The sequence below is a fragment of the Stenotrophomonas sp. GL_101 genome, assembly GCF_057835675.1.
Genome location: NZ_CM174432.1, coordinates 4,571,575 through 4,588,788, shown reverse-complemented (window position 1 = coordinate 4,588,788; position 17,214 = coordinate 4,571,575). Strand labels below are relative to the sequence as shown.

The window sequence follows — 17,214 nt, the reverse complement described above, 5'->3', positions numbered from 1 at the left end:
CGGCGCTACTCGCGACGCTCCTCCGGTTTACCCTCGCTGTCCGCATCGGCTTCGAACAGGTGCATCAGGTCCGCACGGGCGTCGCGCGAGGTCTGGATCACCGCCGCTTCATCGTCATACACCAGGTACTGGTCGCGCAGCAGCTTTTCGTCGTGGTCGCGGAAGCGCTGCACATGGCTGCGCGCGGTCTGCGCGGACATGCCCAACGCGATCAGCATGCGTTCGCTCAGTTCCAGGCTGGTGCCGAACACCTCGCGGAACGGCTCGGCCGACATGTCCATCAGCCGCCACGCGTGCTGGCGGTTGCGCGCGCGCACCAGCACGACCGCATCGGGGTACATGCGCCGGATCAGGCGGGTGGCGCGCATGTTGGCATCGGGGTCATCCAGGGTCACCACGTACACGCGGATCTGCTCGCCGCCGGCGGCGCGCAGCATCTCCGGCCGGGTCGGGTCGCCGTAGAACAGCTTGTTGCCGAACCGGCGCAGGTCCGACACCGTGTCCGGATTGGATTCCAGTGCCACGAACGGAATCTTCTGCGCGGTCAGCAGCCGCGCCACCACCTGCCCGAAGCGCCCCATGCCGGCAATCATCACCTGCGGCTGGGTGCCCCCGGTATCCACTTTGTCGGCCGGTGGCGCGGCCTTCCTGGCAACGTCATCGCGGCCCAGCAGGCGCAGCAGCGCGATCATCAGCAGCGGGGTGATCGCCATCGACAGACCGACGATCGCCACCAGCCGGTCGTGGTTGGCATTGCCCAGCAACTGCGCGCGCTGCGCTTCGTTGAACACCACGAACGCAAACTCGCCCCCCAGCCACAGCACGCTGCCCAGCATGACCGCATGGCGCGTGCTCAGCTTGGCCAGCTTGCCGATCCCGAACAACAGCCCGAACTTCACCACCAGCAGGATCGCCACGCCTGCGGCGATCATCGCCGGCTCAGCCACCACGCGGTCCAGGTCGATGCCCATGCCCACTGCGATGAAGAACAACCCCAGCAGCAGGCCCTTGAACGGCTCGATCTGCGATTCCAGCTCGTGCCGGAATTCCGAATCGGACAACAGCACCCCGGCCAGGAACGCGCCCAGGCTGGGGCTCAGCCCGGCCTCCTGCATGAACCACGCCGTGCCCAGCACCACCAGCAGCGCCATGGCGGTGAATACCTCCGGGCTGCGCGTGCGCGCGATGATGTTGAACAACCGGCGCAGCACCGGCCGCCCGCACAGGATCACCACCGCCAGCGCGCCCAGCGCCACCGCCACGTCGTCCCATTGCAGGGTTTCGTTGCGGGCCCCGCCCAGCAGCGGAATCGCCGCCAGCAGCGGAATGGCGATCAGGTCCTGGAACAGCAGGATGGCAAACCCCAGCCGCCCGTAGTCGCTGTTGATCGCCTTGTGTTCGGACAACAGCTGCAGGCCCACTGCCGTGGACGACAACGCCAGCGCAATGCCCACGATCAGCGCACTCTTCCACTGGAAATGATCGAGCAGCAACAGGCTGCCCAGCACCAGCGCGCTCAGCGCCACCTGCAGCGCACCGGCACCAAACACCGAGCGCCGCATCACCTTCAGGCGCGCCGGCGACAATTCCAGCCCGATCACGAACAGCAGCATCACCACGCCGATCTCGGCGGCGCTGAGGATGCGGTCGGCATCCTGCACGAAACCCAGCCCGTCCGGCCCCAGCACCACGCCAGCGGCCAGGTAGCCCAGCACCGCACCCAGCCCCAGCTTCTTGAACACCGGCACCGCGATCACCGCCGCCAACAGCAGCACCAGGGCCAGCTCGAGCGCGCCGCTATGCATGGGAGGAACCGCTCATGGAATCGTCGCCGGAAGACAGGGGAGGGCGCTGCGACCGTTGGCCGCTGCCACAGTATGCGACTGCCACGGCCAGCCAAGGCGAACGCCGGCCCAATGCGGCAGGACGGCCCGGGTTGACCCGCCCGGCGCCCGGGTCCAGACTGCCCGCCGCTGCCGGCGCGCCCGGCAGTACACCTTTGCGGAGTCCTCACCCCCCATGTCCAGCGACAGTAGAAGTCGACCTTGCTCGACGCCAGTGATGGCCACCGCCTGACGAGGGACGGTTTGCCAATGCTGGCGTCGCGCATGGCGATCCCCACAGGCGAACCCGATGAACCAGAAAGACCTGCTGCGCCCGGTGGCCGATGCCGCCGCCCTGAGCGCACCCCTGGAAAACTACAACACCGCCGACGCGGTGGAATACCTCAACACCCTGGAGCTGTCGCGCGCCGCCGACACCTTGGCCGCGCTGCCGTTGCCGCGCGCGGTGAAGATGCTCGAGCAGCCCGAACTCAACCGCAGTGGCGCACTGGTGGCCACGCTCCCGGGCGTTCGCGCTGCCGCGTTGCTCGGGCTGATGGCCGACGACCGCGCCACCGACATCGTCCACCAGCTCGACCAGGCCGAGCGTGCCCGCCTGATTCCGCTGCTGGCTCCCGAAGCGCGCCAGTCGATCCAGCAGCTGCTCAGCTACCCCGCCCATACCGCCGGCGCGCTGATGACCACCGAGTTCGTCAGCGTCCCCGCCGACTGGACCGTGGGCCGCACCCTGCAGCACATCCGTGAAGTCGAACGCACCCGCGAAACCGTCTACGCCATTTACGTGCTCGACCCGGCCAGCAGCGTGCTGGTGCAGGTGGTGACCATGCGCCGCCTGATCACCGGCCTGCCCGACGAACCCATCCTCGACGTCGCCCAGGTCAACCCCCCGGTCACCGTCGATGCGATGCTCGACCAGGAAGAAGTCGCCCAGCTGATCCGTCGCCACGACCTGCTCGCCATCCCCGTGGTGGACCCGGCGCAGCACGTGCTCGGGATCGTCACCGTGGATGACATCCTCGATGCCCTCATCGAAGAATCCACCGAAGACGCGCACAAGTTCGGCGGCATGGAAGCGCTCGAAAAGCCCTATATGCAGATCGGCTTCTTTGAAATGATCCGCAAGCGTGCCGGCTGGCTCAGCGTGTTGTTCCTCGGCGAAATGCTCACCGCCAGCGCCATGCAGCATTACGAGGACGAGCTGGCCCGCGCCGTCGTGCTCACCCTGTTCATCCCGCTGATCATGAGCTCCGGCGGCAACTCCGGCTCCCAGGCCACCTCGCTGCTGATCCGCAGCCTGGCCCTGCGCGAACTGCGCCTGCGCGACTGGTGGAGGGTGGCACTGCGCGAAGTCCCCACCGGCCTCACCCTCGGCACCATCCTGGGCGTGCTCGCCATCCTCCGCATCGTCTCCTGGCAGCTGCTGGGCCTGCACGACTACGGCACCCACTGGCAGCTGCTCGCCCTCACCATCGGCGCTGCCCTGGTCGGCATCGTCACCTTCGGCTCGCTGTCCGGCTCGATGCTGCCCTTCATCCTCAAGCGCCTCGGCTTCGATCCGGCCAGCGCCTCGGCCCCGTTCGTGGCCACCCTGGTGGACGTCACCGGCCTGGTCATCTACTTCAGCATCGCCGCGATGATCCTGCGCGGCACATTGCTGTAACCGGCCTCGCCAGATCCCACCACGCTTGGCGTGGCACTACCAGGCTGCCCCACCAGGCTGCCCCGCGTTGAATCCGGCCGATCACCCGGACTCAACGGGGGCAAGGGTGGGTATGCCCTGCCGGGACCGTCCACAACATGGATGTTGTGGACGAGCCCCCATGGATGGGTTCACGGCGTGTCCCGGCAGGGCATACCCACCCTTGCCACGCGCCACGCCCGAACAGCCGACGCCGTTGACGTTGAAGTTGACGTTGACGTTGACGTTGACGTTGTTCCTGCGCCAGATCATGCCCACCCCGGCCCCACCCGTGTACCGTAGCCCCACGTGTCCCGGCGACTGTTCGACCCCATGAGCACCTACCACCTGCAATCGGTCTTCCGTCCGCAATCGGTCGCCGTCATCGGCGGCAGCCCCAGAGAACGCTCCGCCGGCCGCGCCGTAATGCGCAACCTGCGCACCACCGGCTTCCCCGGCAAAGTCGCCTGGATCAACCCCCGTTACAGCGACATCGACGGCATCCGCACCGTCAAACGACTCAAAGACCTCGACTGGGTCCCTGAACTGGTCATCATCACCGCCCCCGCCAGCATCGTCCCCCAGGTAGTGGCCACCGCCGCCGAACGCGGCGTCGCCGCCGCCATCATCCTCACCGCCAACCTCGGCCACGGCCCCGGCTCGCTGGCCGACCAGGTCCAAACCGCCGCCCGCGCCAAAGGCCTGCGCATCCTAGGCCCGCACTGCCTGGGCGTCATCGCCCCGCATGCCCGCCTCAACGCCAGCATCGCCGCGCACTTCCCGCAGGCCGGCGACCTCGCGCTGATCTCCGAATCCAGCGCGATTGCCGCCGCCCTGGTCGAATGGGGCGTGGCGCGCTCGGTCGGCTTCTCCGCCGTCGTTTCGCTGGGCGACACCCTCGACGTCGACTTCGGCGACCTGCTCGATTATTTCGCCACCGACTACCGCACCCGCGCCATCCTGCTCTACGTCGAACACATCGGCGATGCGCGCAAGTTCATGTCGGCCGCCCGCGCGGCCGCCCGTGCCAAACCGGTGGTGGTGGTCAAATCCGGTCGCCACCTCCGCATCGATCCGGAGGGCGACACCCACGTACAGGCCCTGGCCAGCAGCGATGCCGTGTACGGCGCCGCCTTCAATCGCGCCGGCCTGTTGCGGGTGGGCGCGCTGGACGAACTGTTCACCGCCGCCGAAACCCTCGGCCGGCTCGGCACCTTCCCCGGCCGCCGCCTGGCCATCCTCAGCAACGGCGGCGGCGTCGGCCGCCTGGCCGTCGACCAGCTGCTGGCCCTGCGCGGCAGCCTCGCCGAGCTTTCGCCGGCCACCGTCGCCCAGCTCGACAGCGTGCTGCCCGAAGGCTGGTCGCGCAGCAACCCGGTCGACATCGTGGTCGACGCCGACGGTGAGCGCTACGCCGCCGCCATCGATGCGCTCATGTCCGACAGCGAGAACGACGCCGTGCTGGTGGTCAACGTCCCCACCGCGTTCACCTCCTCGGCCGATGCCGCCCAAGCGCTCACCCGCACCCTCGGCCTGCGTCCGCGCCACCACCGCGACAAGCCCGTATTCGCGGTCTGGCTGGGCAACGACGACCGTGCCACCGCCACCCTCAACGCCGCGCGCGTGCCCACCTATCCGACCGAAGCGGAGGCCGTGCGCGGCTTCCAGCACCTGGTGCGCTACCGCGACGCGCAGGCCGCGTTGATGGAAACCCCACCCAGCCTGCCCGAAGATTTCGTCGTCGACACCGCCGCCGCACGCGCCCTGGTCGAGACCGCACTTGCCGCCGGGCAGCAGTGGCTGGACCCGATCGCCACCCACCAGCTGCTTACCGCGTACGGCATTCCGTCGGCCCCGGTGATGCAGGCACGTGATGCGCATGAAGCAATGGAGCTGGCCCAGCCACTGCTCGAACAGGGCGCCACCGTCGCGGTGAAAGTGTTCTCCGCCGACATCCCGCACAAGTCCGATGTCGACGGCGTGCGCCTCAACCTGGGCAGCCTGCAATCGGTGCATGCCGCCGCCACCTCGATCATCGCCCGGGCCCACGACAAGCGCCCCGATGCGCGCATCGACGGCGTACTCGTGCAGCCCACCATCGTCCGCCCCAAGGCGCGCGAACTGATCGCCGGTATCGCCGATGACCCCACCTTCGGCCCGGTCATCGTGTTCGGCCGCGGCGGCACGGCGGTGGAAGTGATCGACGACAAGGCGCTCGCGTTGCCACCCCTGGACCTGCGCCTGTCGCACGAGCTGATCGGCCGCACCCGCGTCTCGCGCATCCTCAAGGCGTACCGCGACGTACCCGCCGCCGATGAGCGCGCCGTTGCACTGGTGTTGGTCAAGCTGGCCCAGCTGGCCGCCGACATCCCGGAAATCCGCTCGCTGGACATCAACCCGCTGCTGGCCGACCGCGACGGCGTCATCGCCCTGGACGCGCGCGTGGCCATCGCTCCTTCGCGCAAGCTGCACAAAGGCCGTGGCCACCCGCGCTTCGCGGTGTTCCCGTATCCCAAGGAATGGGAGCGCACCATCACCCTGTCCGACGGCGCGCCCGCGTTCGTACGCCCGGTGCGCCCGGAAGACGACGCGCTGTTCCGCGCGTTCTTCGCCCGTGTCACCGATGACGACCTGCGCCTGCGCTTCTTCCAGTCGGTCAAGCACTTCAGCCACGAGTTCATCGCGCGCCTGACCCAGCTCGACTACGCCCGCTCCATCGCGCTGGTGGCCATCGACCCGCGCACGGGCGACATGCTCGGCGCGGTGCGCCTGCACGCCGATGCCGACTACGACCGGGGCGAGTACGGCATCCTGATCCGCTCGGACCTCAAGGGCCACGGCATCGGCTGGAAGCTGATGGCGATCATGATCGAGTACGCGCAGTGGCTGGGCCTGAACATCGTGGAAGGCCAGGTGCTGCGCGAGAACAGCACCATGCTGGCGATGTGCCAGAGCCTGGGCTTCAAGACCCGGCTGGACCCGGACGACTCCACGGTGATGGTGGTGACCCTGCCGGTGCAGAACGTGACCGTGCCGCAGGCACCGGATACTGCAACGCACTGAGCCGCGCGGGAGACGGTGCCTGCACGTCCAGCGCGCGACAATGGCGCATGACCGACCGTATCCCCCTGCTGCTGCTCCCCGGCCTGCTCAACGACGCCGAACTCTGGCGTGCGCAGGTTGCCGACCTGTCCGACATCGCCGACTGCAGCGTCGGCGACCAGACCCGTGGCGAGACCCTGCAGGCGGTGGTCGATGACGTGCTGGCCCAGGCCCCCGAGCGCTTTGCGCTGGCCGGATTCTCGCTCGGTGGCTTCGTGGCCCAGCAGATCCTGCGCAGCGCGCCGGAGCGGGTACTGCAGCTGGCGCTGATCGATACCTCGATCCATGCCGACTCGCCCGAACGTGCGGCCCAACGCCACGCGCAACGCGCCAACGTGCGACTGCCCGGCACCTTCCACGGGTTCGGCGACACGCTGATACGCAGTTACATCGACGCCTCGCGGCTGGACGACTACACCCTGGTGCAGCGCGTGCGCGACATGACCACGCGGCTGGGCGCGGCGGTGTTCCTGCGCCAGAGTGCACTGGACCGCGTGGACGGCCATGATGTGCTGGCCGGGTATCGCGATCCGCTGCTGATTGTCTGCGGTGAAAACGACCGCATCACCCCGCTGCCGATCAGCGAGGCGATGCATGCGTTGGTGCCCGGCTCAACGCTGGTGATCCTGCCCGACTGCGGGCACCTGGCGCCGATGGAGAAGCCCGACGAAGTCAGTGCCGCGATGCGGCGATGGTTGCAGCAACGGTAGGTGCCGACCGTGGGCCGGCACCGTTGCGTTCAGTGCGCGGCGACGGCAATGCCTTCAGCGCGGTCTTCCACGCCATCACGCCGATCCAGGCGCCCACTCAGCGCGGTCAGCCCCAGTGCGCCCAGCACCACCAGCGCCCCCAGCCACGGGGTGTGCATCAGGCCCAGGTGGTCTACCACCAGCCCGCCCAGCGAGGCACCGAAGGCGATGCCGACGTTGAACGCGGCGATGTTCAGGCCCGAGGCGACATCGGTGGCCTGCGGCGCGAAACGCTGCGCCTGCTTGACCACGTACACCTGCAGGCCCGGCACGTTGCCGAAGGCCACCGCCCCCAGCGCCAGTACCGTGAGCAGCACCAGCCAGCTGTTGTAGGCGGTGAAGGTGAGCACCAACAGCACCAGCGCGAGCAGGCCGAAGATCAGCTTCAACGCCGGGATCGGGCCGCGACGGTCGGCCAGGCGGCCACCCCACAGATTGCCGATCGCCACCGACACGCCATACACCAGCAGCACGCCGCTGACCGCGTTGGCCGAGAAGCCGCTGACGTCCTGCAGGATCGAGGCCAGGTAGGTGAACGACAGGAAGGTGCCGCCGTAGCCCAGTGCGGTGATGGCATACACCAGCAGCAGCCGTGGCTGCGCCAGTACCGACAGCTGCTGGCCGAAGGTGGCCGGTTCACTGCGCTGCAGGTTGCGCGGCACGAACAGCAGGCTGCCGATCAATGCGATCACACCCAGCGCGGCCACCGCCAGGAAGGTCGCGCGCCAGCCCAGGTGCTGGCCGATGAAGGTGCCCAGCGGCACGCCGGTGACCAGGGCAACGGTCAAGCCGGTGAACATGATCGCGATCGCGCTGGCCGCCTTCTCCTTGGGCACCACCGAAGTGGCGATGATCGAGCCGATCGAGAAGAACACGCCGTGCGCCAGGCCGGTCAGCACGCGCGCCACGATCAGCGAGCCATAGCCCGGCGCCATCCACGCGATCACGTTGCCCAGGGTGAACAGCACCATCAGCGCGACCAGCAGGGTCTTGCGCGGCACCCGGCCGGTGAGCGCGGTCAGCACCGGCGCGCCGACCGCCACGCCCAGCGCGTACAGCGACACCAGCAGGCCGGCCGAGGGCAGGGAGACGCCGAGGTCGGCGGCGATGGTCGGGATCAACCCGACGATGACGAATTCGGTGGTGCCGATGGCGTACGCACCAAGGGTGAGCGCCAGCAGGGCCAGGGGGATGCCACGGGACATGGGGATTTACCGGTGGGAAGCGAGGCTGCGCAGTCTGCGCGCCGCACTGTTGCGGAAAAACCGGTCTTCACGCCAATCACTCTTGCCTGATGGTCAATAATGACCCCGACCCCCCGCCAGGCCTGGCCATGAAAACCACCCTCGACGAAATGCAGGCTTTCATCGCCGTGATCGACAGCGGCTCGATCACCGCTGCCGCCGAGACGCTGGGCCAGACCACCTCCGGGGTCAGCCGCGCGCTGGGGCGGCTGGAGGAGAAGCTGGGCACCACCCTGTTGACCCGCACCACCCGGCGCCTGCAGCTCACCGAAGAGGGCCAGGCGTTCCTGCAGCAGGCGCGGGCGATCGTGGCTTCGGTGGAGGATGCCGAGGAGCAGATCGCCGCGCGCCGCCAACGCCCGGCCGGGCGCCTGCGGGTGGATGCGGCGATGCCGTTCGTGCTGCATGTGATCGCCCCGCTGGTGGCCAGCTACCGTGCACGCTACCCGGACGTGGCGCTGGAGCTCAACAGCAGCGAGCGCTACATCGACCTGCTCGAACGGCGTACCGACGTGGCGATCCGGATCGGCCCGCTGGCCGATTCCACCCTGCATGCACGCCCGCTGGCACACAGCCGGCTGCGGGTGCTGGCCAGCCCGGCCTACCTGCAGCAGTACGGCACCCCGGCCAGCGTCGCCGACCTGCGCACCCACGCGCTGCTCGGCTTCAACGAGCCGGATTCGCTCAACCACTGGCCGCTGCCCGGCGACACCGATGCACTGCTGCACGTACGCCCCGCGCTGGCGGTATCCAGCGGCGAAACCCTGCGCCGGCTGGCACTGGAGGGGGCCGGCATCGTCTGCCTGTCCGACTTCATGACCCAGCGCGACCGCGAGGCCGGCGCGCTGGTGCAGCTGCTGCCCGATCTCACCGTCGAGGTACGCCAGCCGATCCATGCCGTGTACTACCGCAACACCGCCGTCTCGGCCCGGATCAGCTCGTTCCTGGACCACCTGGCCGAGGCGATGGTCGGCGACCCCTACGCTCGCCCTGCAACGAAGGATGGACACGCAGTCGATTTGTAACTATTGTTGTTACATGAAATCCAGCAACCAGTTCTCCGATGCCCTGCACGTGATGGCCCACCTGGTGGGCCAGGACGGCCCCCGCACCTCCGAGCAGCTGGCCACCTGCCTGCCCACGCACCCGGTGGTGATCCGCCGCCTGCTCGCGGCCCTGCACAAGGGTGGGCTGGTGCATTCGGTACGCGGCCACGGCGGCGGCAGCCAGTTGGCCCGCGATCCGGCCACGATCACCCTGCACGACGTCTACCTGGCGATCGGCGCACCGCCGCTGCTGCATACCGGTGCGCGCGAAACCGGGCGCGGTTGCCCGGTGCAGCAGGTGGTCAATGCCGCCCTGGATGACAGCTATCGCCAGGCCCAGGCGCTGCTCGAACAGCGCCTGCGCGCCACCACCCTGGCCACGCTCGGCGCGGACTTCGCCCGCCACCTGGCCCACCACGCTGCAGGAGTTCCCCATGACCTTTGATGCCGTGATCGTCGGCGGCAGTTTCGCCGGCCTGTCCGCTGCCCTGATCCTCGCGCGTGCGCGCCGCCAGGTGCTGGTGATCGACAGCGGCCTGCCGCGCAACCGTTTCTCCGCGCACTCACACGGGGTCCTCGGCATGGATGGCATCGCCGGCAGCGAGCTGCTCCGGCAGGCCAAGGCGCAGCTGCTGGATTACCCCAGCGTGCGCTGGATCAGCGATGTCGCCACCGACGCGCAGGCCACCGTCGATGGGTTCGCCGTGCGCACGGCGGGCGGAGAGACCTGGGCCACCCGCAAGCTGCTGCTGGCCACCGGCATCGGTGATGCACTACCGGAGCTGCCGGGCCTGGCCGAGCGGTGGGGCCACAGCGTGCTGCACTGCCCGTACTGCCATGGCTACGAAGTCGGCGGGGGTTCCATCGGCCTGCTCGGCGGCCACGCGCTGTCTGCGAAGATGGCCGGGCTGCTGGCCGACTGGGGCCAGGTCACGCTGTTCACGCAGGGCGTGCCGCCGGACGATGACGCGCTGGCGATGCTGCAGCATCGAGGCGTCCGCATCGAAACGACACAGGTGGTGGGACTGGAAGGCGAGGCGCCGCAGCTCAGCGGCGCACGGCTTGCCGATGGCCGCCACGTCGACCTGCGCGCGTTGTTCGTGACCGCGCGCCAGCACATGGGCTCGGCGCTGGTGGAACAGCTCGGCTGCGCCTTGGACGAGAGCCCGATCGGCGTGCTGGTGCAGGTGGACGCGCAGAAACAGACCAGTGTGCCCGGTGTCTACGCTGCCGGCGATGCCAGCGTGGTCGGCAACATCACCCTGGCCAGTGCCGAAGGCGTGCGTGCCGGCATCAGCCTGCATCACGCGCTGGTGGCCGAAGACAGCGTGGCGGCCTGAATCGACAACGGCCCCGGCGGGGCCGTGTCGCAACCGCCGCGCGGCCGCGGCACCCGGCAACGTTCAGCTTTGTTCGGCGCTGGCCCCATCCAGCTGGCGCACGTCATCGGCAGTCAATACCACCTGCGCCGCCGCCACTACCTCCTGAAGCTGCTCCACGCTGGTCGCGCTGACGATCGGCGCGGTGATGCCCGGGCGCGCGATCAACCAGGCCAGTGCGACCTGCGATGCACTGGCGCCGTGCGTGCTGGCGATGTCATCCAGAGCGGTGAGGATGCGCAGGCCGCGCGGATTGAGGTAGGTGTCCACCACCTTCTGGCCGCGCGCGCTGCTCCTGGCCGCGTCTTCCCGGCGGCGGTACTTGCCGCTGAGGAAGCCGCTGGCCAGCGAGTAATAGCTGATCACGCCGATCTCCTGCTCGCGCACCAGCGGTTCCAGTTCGGCTTCGTAGCCGGCACGGTCGTACAGGTTGTACTCCGGCTGCAGGGTTTCATAACGCGGCAGCGAGTAATCGGCCGAGACCTTGAGTGCATCACGCAGCCGGCTGGCGCTGTAGTTGGACGCCCCGATGGCACGCACCTTGCCTTGTTCGATCAATCGACCGAACGCGGCCAGCGTGGTTTCCAGCGGCGTGGATTCGTCGTCTTCGTGCGCCTGGTACAGGTCGATCACATCGGTCTGCAGGCGGCGCAGCGAGTATTCCACGGCCGCGGCGATGTTGTCGGCCGACAGCCCCGGGTGCTCGGCCCACTTGCCCACCTTGGTCGCCAGCACCACCTTGTCGCGCTTGCCGCTGCGCTGGAACCAACGGCCCAGGATCGTCTCCGATTCGCCGCCGGCATTGCCGGGGACCCAGGCCGAATACGCATCGGCGGTATCGACCAGGTTGAAACCGGCATCGACGAAGGCATCCAGCAGCGCAAAGGAGGTCTTCTCATCGGCGCTCCAGCCGAACACATTGCCGCCGAACGCGATGGGGTGCACTTTCAGGCCGGAACGGCCAAGTTCTCGCGATGCAGTCATGGGCGGGATGCTCCTGTTGAAATCCAATGTTCCAGCATAGTTCGGTGGCCATGACAGCGTTGCGGCCGTCGCCACAAAACAGTGTTCCGTTGTGCTGCAACGCACTAACGTTTTGTGAACACCTTGACCCTCGCGGCTGCTAGTCTCGCCGCAACCTGCCCTTGGAGATCGCCGATGAAATCCCGTTCGCTGACCACTGCCTGCCTGTTCACGTTGTCCACGCTGCTGCTGTCCGCGCCGGCCATGGCGGTCAAGCCCGCCGGCCCCAATGCACAGGTGACCATTACGCCGGCCGTGCAGGCGGCGGTGCAGGGCCAGTGGCGCGATCCGGCCAACACCAAGCGCGATGTCTGGCGCCACCCGGCGCAGACGCTGTCGTTCTTCGGCGTGCAGCCGGGCCAGACCGTGGTCGAGATCACCCCCGGTGGCGGCTGGTACTCGGAGATCCTCGCGCCGCTGCTGCGCGACAAGGGAGAGTACGTGGCAGCGGTGGTCGATCCGGCCGCCGTACCCGAAGGCCGTGGCCGCGATTACCAGCAGCGCAGCCGCGACAGCCTGGAGACGTTCTACGCCGCCAAACCCGCGCTGTACGGCAAGACCCGCGTGGTGGCCTACACCCCGACCGCACCGGAGTTCGGGGCGGCCAACTCGGCCGACGTGGTGCTGACCTTCCGCAACGTGCACAACTGGCGCAGCGCCAACCAGGCCGACGGCATGTTCAAGGGCTTCTACAACGTGCTCAAGCCCGGTGGCGTGCTCGGCGTGGTTGAACACCGTGCCAGTACCGATGTGCCGGCCGACGACAAGAGCGGGTATGTCGGCCAGAAGCAGGTGATCGCGATGGCCGAGGCGGCTGGGTTCCAACTGGCCGGCAGCAGCGAGATCAACGCCAACCCGCGCGATACCAAGGACCACCCCAACGGCGTGTGGACCCTGCCGCCGTCCAACAGCCACGACGCAGCCGATGATGCCAAGTACCAGGCCATCGGCGAGAGCGACCGCATGACCCTGCGCTTCGTGAAGCCGGCGAAGTAAGCCCCCGCGGCCGGTGCGCGTCCCCGACGCACACCACGACCGTGGTTTCGGCGTAGACCGGATGACGGCATGGGGTGGGACAATGCACCGTCCCCTGTCGTCGTCTCCTCCCATGCTGATCGCCTTCAACAAACCGTTCAACGTGCTGTGCCAGTTCACCGACCGCAGCCAGCCACCGCGCGCCACGCTGGCCGGGTTCGGTCTGCCCCCGGCGGTGTATGCGGCCGGGCGGCTGGACTACGACAGCGAAGGCCTGCTGCTGCTCACCGATGACGGCGGGCTGGCCCACCAGCTGACCGATCCGCGCCACAAGGCCGACAAGCTCTACTGGGTGCAGGTGGAAGGCACGGTCAGCGACGACCAGCTGCAGGCGCTGCGCAGCGGCGTGGTGCTCAATGACGGACCGACATTGCCGGCCAGGATCGAGCAACTCGATCCAGCGCCCGCGTTATGGGCGCGCGAACCGCCGGTACGCTTCCGCAAGACCGTGCCCGACAGCTGGCTGGCGGTCACGCTCCGCGAAGGCCGCAACCGCCAGGTGCGGCGCATGACCGCCGCCGTAGGCCTGCCCACGCTGCGCCTGGTACGGGTGGCGATGGGTGCCCATGCGTTGGATGGCCTGCAACCCGGCCACTGGCGCCAGGTCGGCTGAGGCCCTGCCGGCCTGCGGCAATCAACGTCACCACCAACGGTGGTGACCTACCCACGGCAAACCCGTAGATCCACGCCATGCGTGGATACCGCGCGGCAGGCAGCGGGGTGCCTTACGTACCGCAAGCCGAGCCCCTTTGCGGCCGGCAGGCCCTTGGCAAAATAAAGGAGGAGGCCGTCGCCGCAGGCGTCGGCCGGGGGACATTTGCACAAGGGCCTGCCGGCCGCAAAGGGGCCCCAACGCGCGCGCCACGCACAGCCCTGCTTGCCTTCAGACCGACACTCGCACCCAGGCAAAGAACCAAAAAAAACCGCCGGGCATGCCGGCGGTCTGGATCCTGCAACAGCATCAAGCCCTGATCAGGCGTCGCTGCCGATGTCGCTGTGTTCGTCCACCACGGTGCTGGTGCGGCGGTTGCGCGCATTGATGCGCTTGGCCTGGCCGTTGACCACCTCGCCGTTGGCGAGTTTTTTCTTCTGCTGCTTGCGGTACAGCGCATACCCCAGCAGGCCCACGCCCACCGCTGCCGCGGCGATGGTCACCGCCGGATTGCGGCGCACGACCTTGGCGGCAACCTTGCCACCGGTCTTCACCGCACCCAGCGCGGCGCCGGTCTTGATCCATTCGGAGGCCTGCGGGCCGAAGTGGCGCAGGTTGCTGCCAGCGTGCTTGAGGCCATCGCCGGCGCTGCTTGCCAGATCCAGGGCACGCTCAAGGGCGCGGTCGGTAATCACGGTCAGTCTGCTCATGGGGGGTCCTTTGCCTCGGTTCTTGTCCAGTGTCGCGCGTGGGCCGTGTAGGGCGTGTTATCCGCCGGCAACGACCGAATGACGACTGTAGCGGCTTGCAGTGCGCGCTGCAGTGGGACCCGATGACGCGGTCAGCCGGCAGCCATGAATGCGACAGCCGCGTCACGTACCGCGTGGCTTGGCCCGGTGCGTGGCGGTTGCCGTCCACGGATCGTCCGGCCACGGATGCCGGGGGTAGCGGCCCTTCATTTCCTTTTTGACGTCGGCATAGGTACTGGCCCAGAAGCTGCGCAGGTCCTGGGTGACCTGCAACGGGCGCCCCCCGGGCGAGAGCAGGTGCAGCGTGAGCGGGATGCGGCCGTCGGCGACACGCGGGGTGTCGGCCAGGCCGAACAGTTCCTGCAGCTTCACCGCCAACACCGGTCCCTGCGGGGTGAGCCCATCGGCGTCCACCGCGTAGTGGATCGGTCGCTCCATGCCCGAAGGCACCGCCATGCGCACCGGGGCATGGCGATCGATCAGCTGGCGCTGTGCCCACGGCAGCGGCGACTTCAGCGCTTCGCCCAGGCTGGCTTCATCCAACGCATCCAGCCGGGTCTTGCCGTTGAAGGCCGGAGTGAGCCACGTGGACAGGCTGGCCATCAGGGCCGCGTCAGATACATCCGGCAACGCCAGTTCCGGCATCCACGCGCGCAGCGACAGCATGCGTGCCTGCCACTGGCGCAGGCCGTCGGTCCACGGCAACGCGACGATGCCCAGCTCGGCCACCGCCTCGGTCAACGCCTGTGCGGCGTGCGCCGGATCTACCCGCCCGGCCGAGCGGCTGTCGAGCACGATGCGGTCGAAACGGGTTTCGCGCCGTGCCACCAGGGCGCGCTTGTCCGCATCCCAACGCACCACGTCTTCCTGACGGAAACGCGCGGGAAAATCGCGGCGCAGGCGGTCCTCATCGACCGGTGCGGCGCGCAACAGCAGCGCATCACGGGCTTCGTAACGCAGCTCCACCGCCACCAGCCACGGTTCGCCGCGCAGGTCGCTGGGGTCGAACAGGCGGGCACTACGCCCGTTGGCCAGCAGGTAGCGCAGCGGATCGGTGGGATGGCGCGCGGCGATCCGGTCGGGGAACGCATGGGCAAGCAGGTCGCCCAGCCGATGCGCTTCCACCGAGGTTGGTGGCAGTGCGTCGCAGCGCAGGCGGCGTCGCCATTGCTTGCTGGCGGCATCGATGGTGGCCAGGCCGCCGCGATTGGCGTCGTGCGGCGTGCGCCCCTGGCGGAACGCGGCCAGGGCCCGCCAGCGTGCGGCCAGCGCGTCGCCGCCGTGGCGCAGCGGGTCACGCGCTTCCACCAGTGCGGCCAGGTCGCAGGCCAGTGCCTGTTCGCTACCACCGGCCGCGGCCAGCAGCATCGCCGCCAGCCGCGGATGCGTGCCCAGCCCGAGCATGCGCCGGCCCAGTGCGGTGAGCGCGCCGCTATCGCTGATCGCACCCAGCCGCTGCAGCAGTTCGCGCGCGGCCGCCATGGCGCCCACCGGCGGCGGGTCGACGAAGCGCAGGTCAGCGCTGCCCCACGCGGCAAGCTCCAGCGCCAGCGCGGCCAGTTCCACCTGCGCGATCTCCGGCCGGCGCTGCGCTTCCAACCGCTGCGACTGCGGCCACAGCCGCCATGCCCAGCCCTCGGCAACACGCCCGGCACGGCCGGCGCGCTGGTCGGCCGAGGCCTGCGCGATGCTCACCACATCCAACCGCGCAAAGCCGCTGTTGGGGTCGTAGCGTGGCTCGCGCGCCAGTCCGGCATCGATCACCACGCGCACGCCCGGCAGGGTCACCGAGGATTCGGCCACGTTGGTGGCCAGCACCACCCGGCGCTGGCCGTTCGGGTCCGGTTGCAGCACGCGCGACTGCTGCTCCACCGGCAGCTCGCCATGTAGCGGCAGCACCTGCACGGCGGTGGGCAGTACCTGCTCCAATGCGGCCTGGGTACGCGCGATCTCGCGTTGGCCGGGCAGGAACACCAGCACATCGCCGGGATGCCCGGCCAGCGCCTGCTCCACCGCCCGCCGCGCCTGCGCCTCCAGCGCCTCATCGCGCCGCGCCGGGAAATGGCTGATCGCCACCGGGTAGCTGCGGCCTTCGCTGCTCAGCCGCGGCGCGTCCAGGAACTGTGCCAGACGCTCGCCGTCCAGCGTGGCCGACATCACCACGATGCGCAGGTCCTCGCGCAGCTGCGACTGCACGTCCAGGGCCAGCGCCAGCCCCAGATCGGCGGCCAGGTGGCGTTCGTGGAACTCATCGAACAGCAGCGCGCCGATACCTTCCAGCATCGGGTCGTCCTGCAGCATCCGGGTCAGGATGCCTTCGGTTACCACTTCCACGCGGGTGCGCGCGGAGACCTTGTTCTCGAAGCGGATGCGGTAACCCACGGTGCCGCCCACGTCTTCGCCCAGCTGACGGGACATGAACTGCGCGGCGCTGCGTGCGGCCACCCGGCGCGGCTCCAACATCAGGATCTTGCGACCTTCCAGCCACGGCGCGTCCAGCAGCGCCAGCGGCACCTGGGTGGTCTTGCCGGCACCGGGTGGCGCTTCCAGCACCAGGCGCGGGTGGCGCACCAGTGCGTTCAGGATCTGCGGCAGCAGCGTGGAGATGGGGAAAATCGGCGGATTCATCGCACAAGGATACGGTGTCGGGGCAGCGAGCCGATTGCCAGTGGCCAGCGCCCATGCTTCCCTGTGCCGCCCCGTGGTACCTGGA

General features: G+C 68.8%; 13 protein-coding genes. 8 read left to right on the top strand and 5 right to left on the bottom strand.

The window, feature by feature from the left end; genetic code table 11:
• Positions 1-5: 5 nt before the first annotated feature.
• Complete coding sequence (locus AC3IR9_RS20175; RefSeq protein WP_489292996.1) at positions 6-1,805, bottom strand: monovalent cation:proton antiporter-2 (CPA2) family protein; 1,800 nt, start codon at positions 1,803-1,805, stop codon at positions 6-8.
• Positions 1,806-2,133: 328 nt separating this feature from the next.
• On the opposite strand from AC3IR9_RS20175, the gene mgtE reads away from it, so the two are divergent.
• From mgtE to AC3IR9_RS20160, 3 genes are all read left to right on the top strand, one after another.
• Positions 2,134-3,504 (top strand): magnesium transporter, encoded by a 1,371-nt coding sequence (mgtE, locus tag AC3IR9_RS20170; RefSeq protein ID WP_489292994.1) that lies wholly within the window; start codon positions 2,134-2,136, stop codon positions 3,502-3,504.
• Positions 3,505-3,855: 351 nt separating this feature from the next.
• The gene (locus AC3IR9_RS20165) at positions 3,856-6,585 is read left to right on the top strand and encodes a bifunctional acetate--CoA ligase family protein/GNAT family N-acetyltransferase (protein WP_489292992.1); all 2,730 of its coding nucleotides are present in this window, start codon (positions 3,856-3,858) and stop codon (positions 6,583-6,585) included.
• A 47-nt stretch (positions 6,586-6,632) separates the two neighbouring features.
• The gene (locus tag AC3IR9_RS20160) at positions 6,633-7,334 is read left to right on the top strand and encodes an alpha/beta fold hydrolase (protein WP_489292990.1); all 702 of its coding nucleotides are present in this window, start codon (positions 6,633-6,635) and stop codon (positions 7,332-7,334) included.
• A 29-nt stretch (positions 7,335-7,363) separates the two neighbouring features.
• Here AC3IR9_RS20160 and AC3IR9_RS20155 read toward each other — a convergent pair whose 3' ends face one another.
• A complete protein-coding gene (locus AC3IR9_RS20155) occupies positions 7,364-8,578 on the bottom strand; it encodes an MFS transporter (RefSeq protein WP_489292988.1) in 1,215 nt (404 codons plus the stop codon).
• Between the two features lie 128 nt (positions 8,579-8,706).
• On the opposite strand from AC3IR9_RS20155, the gene AC3IR9_RS20150 reads away from it, so the two are divergent.
• Genes AC3IR9_RS20150 through AC3IR9_RS20140 form a run of 3 tightly spaced genes read left to right on the top strand, consistent with a single transcriptional unit; the run spans position 8,707 to position 11,003 of the window.
• The gene (locus AC3IR9_RS20150; RefSeq protein ID WP_489292986.1) at positions 8,707-9,642 is read left to right on the top strand and encodes a LysR substrate-binding domain-containing protein; all 936 of its coding nucleotides are present in this window, start codon (positions 8,707-8,709) and stop codon (positions 9,640-9,642) included.
• 13 nt (positions 9,643-9,655) lie between these two features.
• Complete coding sequence (locus tag AC3IR9_RS20145; RefSeq protein WP_489292985.1) at positions 9,656-10,108, top strand: Rrf2 family transcriptional regulator; 453 nt, start codon at positions 9,656-9,658, stop codon at positions 10,106-10,108.
• Positions 10,098-11,003, top strand: coding sequence for an NAD(P)/FAD-dependent oxidoreductase (locus tag AC3IR9_RS20140; RefSeq protein WP_489292984.1), 906 nt, complete (start codon positions 10,098-10,100; stop codon positions 11,001-11,003). Before AC3IR9_RS20145 ends, AC3IR9_RS20140 begins: the two co-directional genes overlap by 11 nt.
• A gap of 63 nt (positions 11,004-11,066) precedes the next feature.
• Here AC3IR9_RS20140 and AC3IR9_RS20135 read toward each other — a convergent pair whose 3' ends face one another.
• Positions 11,067-12,026 (bottom strand): aldo/keto reductase, encoded by a 960-nt coding sequence (locus AC3IR9_RS20135; RefSeq protein ID WP_489292983.1) that lies wholly within the window; start codon positions 12,024-12,026, stop codon positions 11,067-11,069.
• Positions 12,027-12,200: 174 nt separating this feature from the next.
• Here AC3IR9_RS20135 and AC3IR9_RS20130 point away from each other — a divergent pair, with 174 nt between their 5' ends.
• Positions 12,201-13,061, top strand: coding sequence for a class I SAM-dependent methyltransferase (locus AC3IR9_RS20130; RefSeq protein WP_489292982.1), 861 nt, complete (start codon positions 12,201-12,203; stop codon positions 13,059-13,061).
• A gap of 112 nt (positions 13,062-13,173) precedes the next feature.
• Positions 13,174-13,713 carry a pseudouridine synthase gene (locus AC3IR9_RS20125; protein ID WP_489295925.1) on the top strand — a complete coding sequence of 180 codons (540 nt, stop codon included), beginning with the start codon at positions 13,174-13,176 and terminating at the stop codon, positions 13,711-13,713.
• A 359-nt stretch (positions 13,714-14,072) separates the two neighbouring features.
• On the opposite strand, the gene AC3IR9_RS20120 is transcribed toward AC3IR9_RS20125, so the two are convergent.
• Both AC3IR9_RS20120 and hrpB read right to left on the bottom strand, forming a co-directional pair.
• Positions 14,073-14,462: a hypothetical protein gene (locus AC3IR9_RS20120; RefSeq protein WP_489292981.1), complete on the bottom strand. Its 390-nt coding sequence runs from the start codon at positions 14,460-14,462 to the stop codon at positions 14,073-14,075.
• A 162-nt stretch (positions 14,463-14,624) separates the two neighbouring features.
• A complete protein-coding gene (gene hrpB / locus AC3IR9_RS20115; RefSeq protein WP_489292980.1) occupies positions 14,625-17,129 on the bottom strand; it encodes an ATP-dependent helicase HrpB in 2,505 nt (834 codons plus the stop codon).
• Between the last annotated feature and the right edge of the window lie 85 nt (positions 17,130-17,214).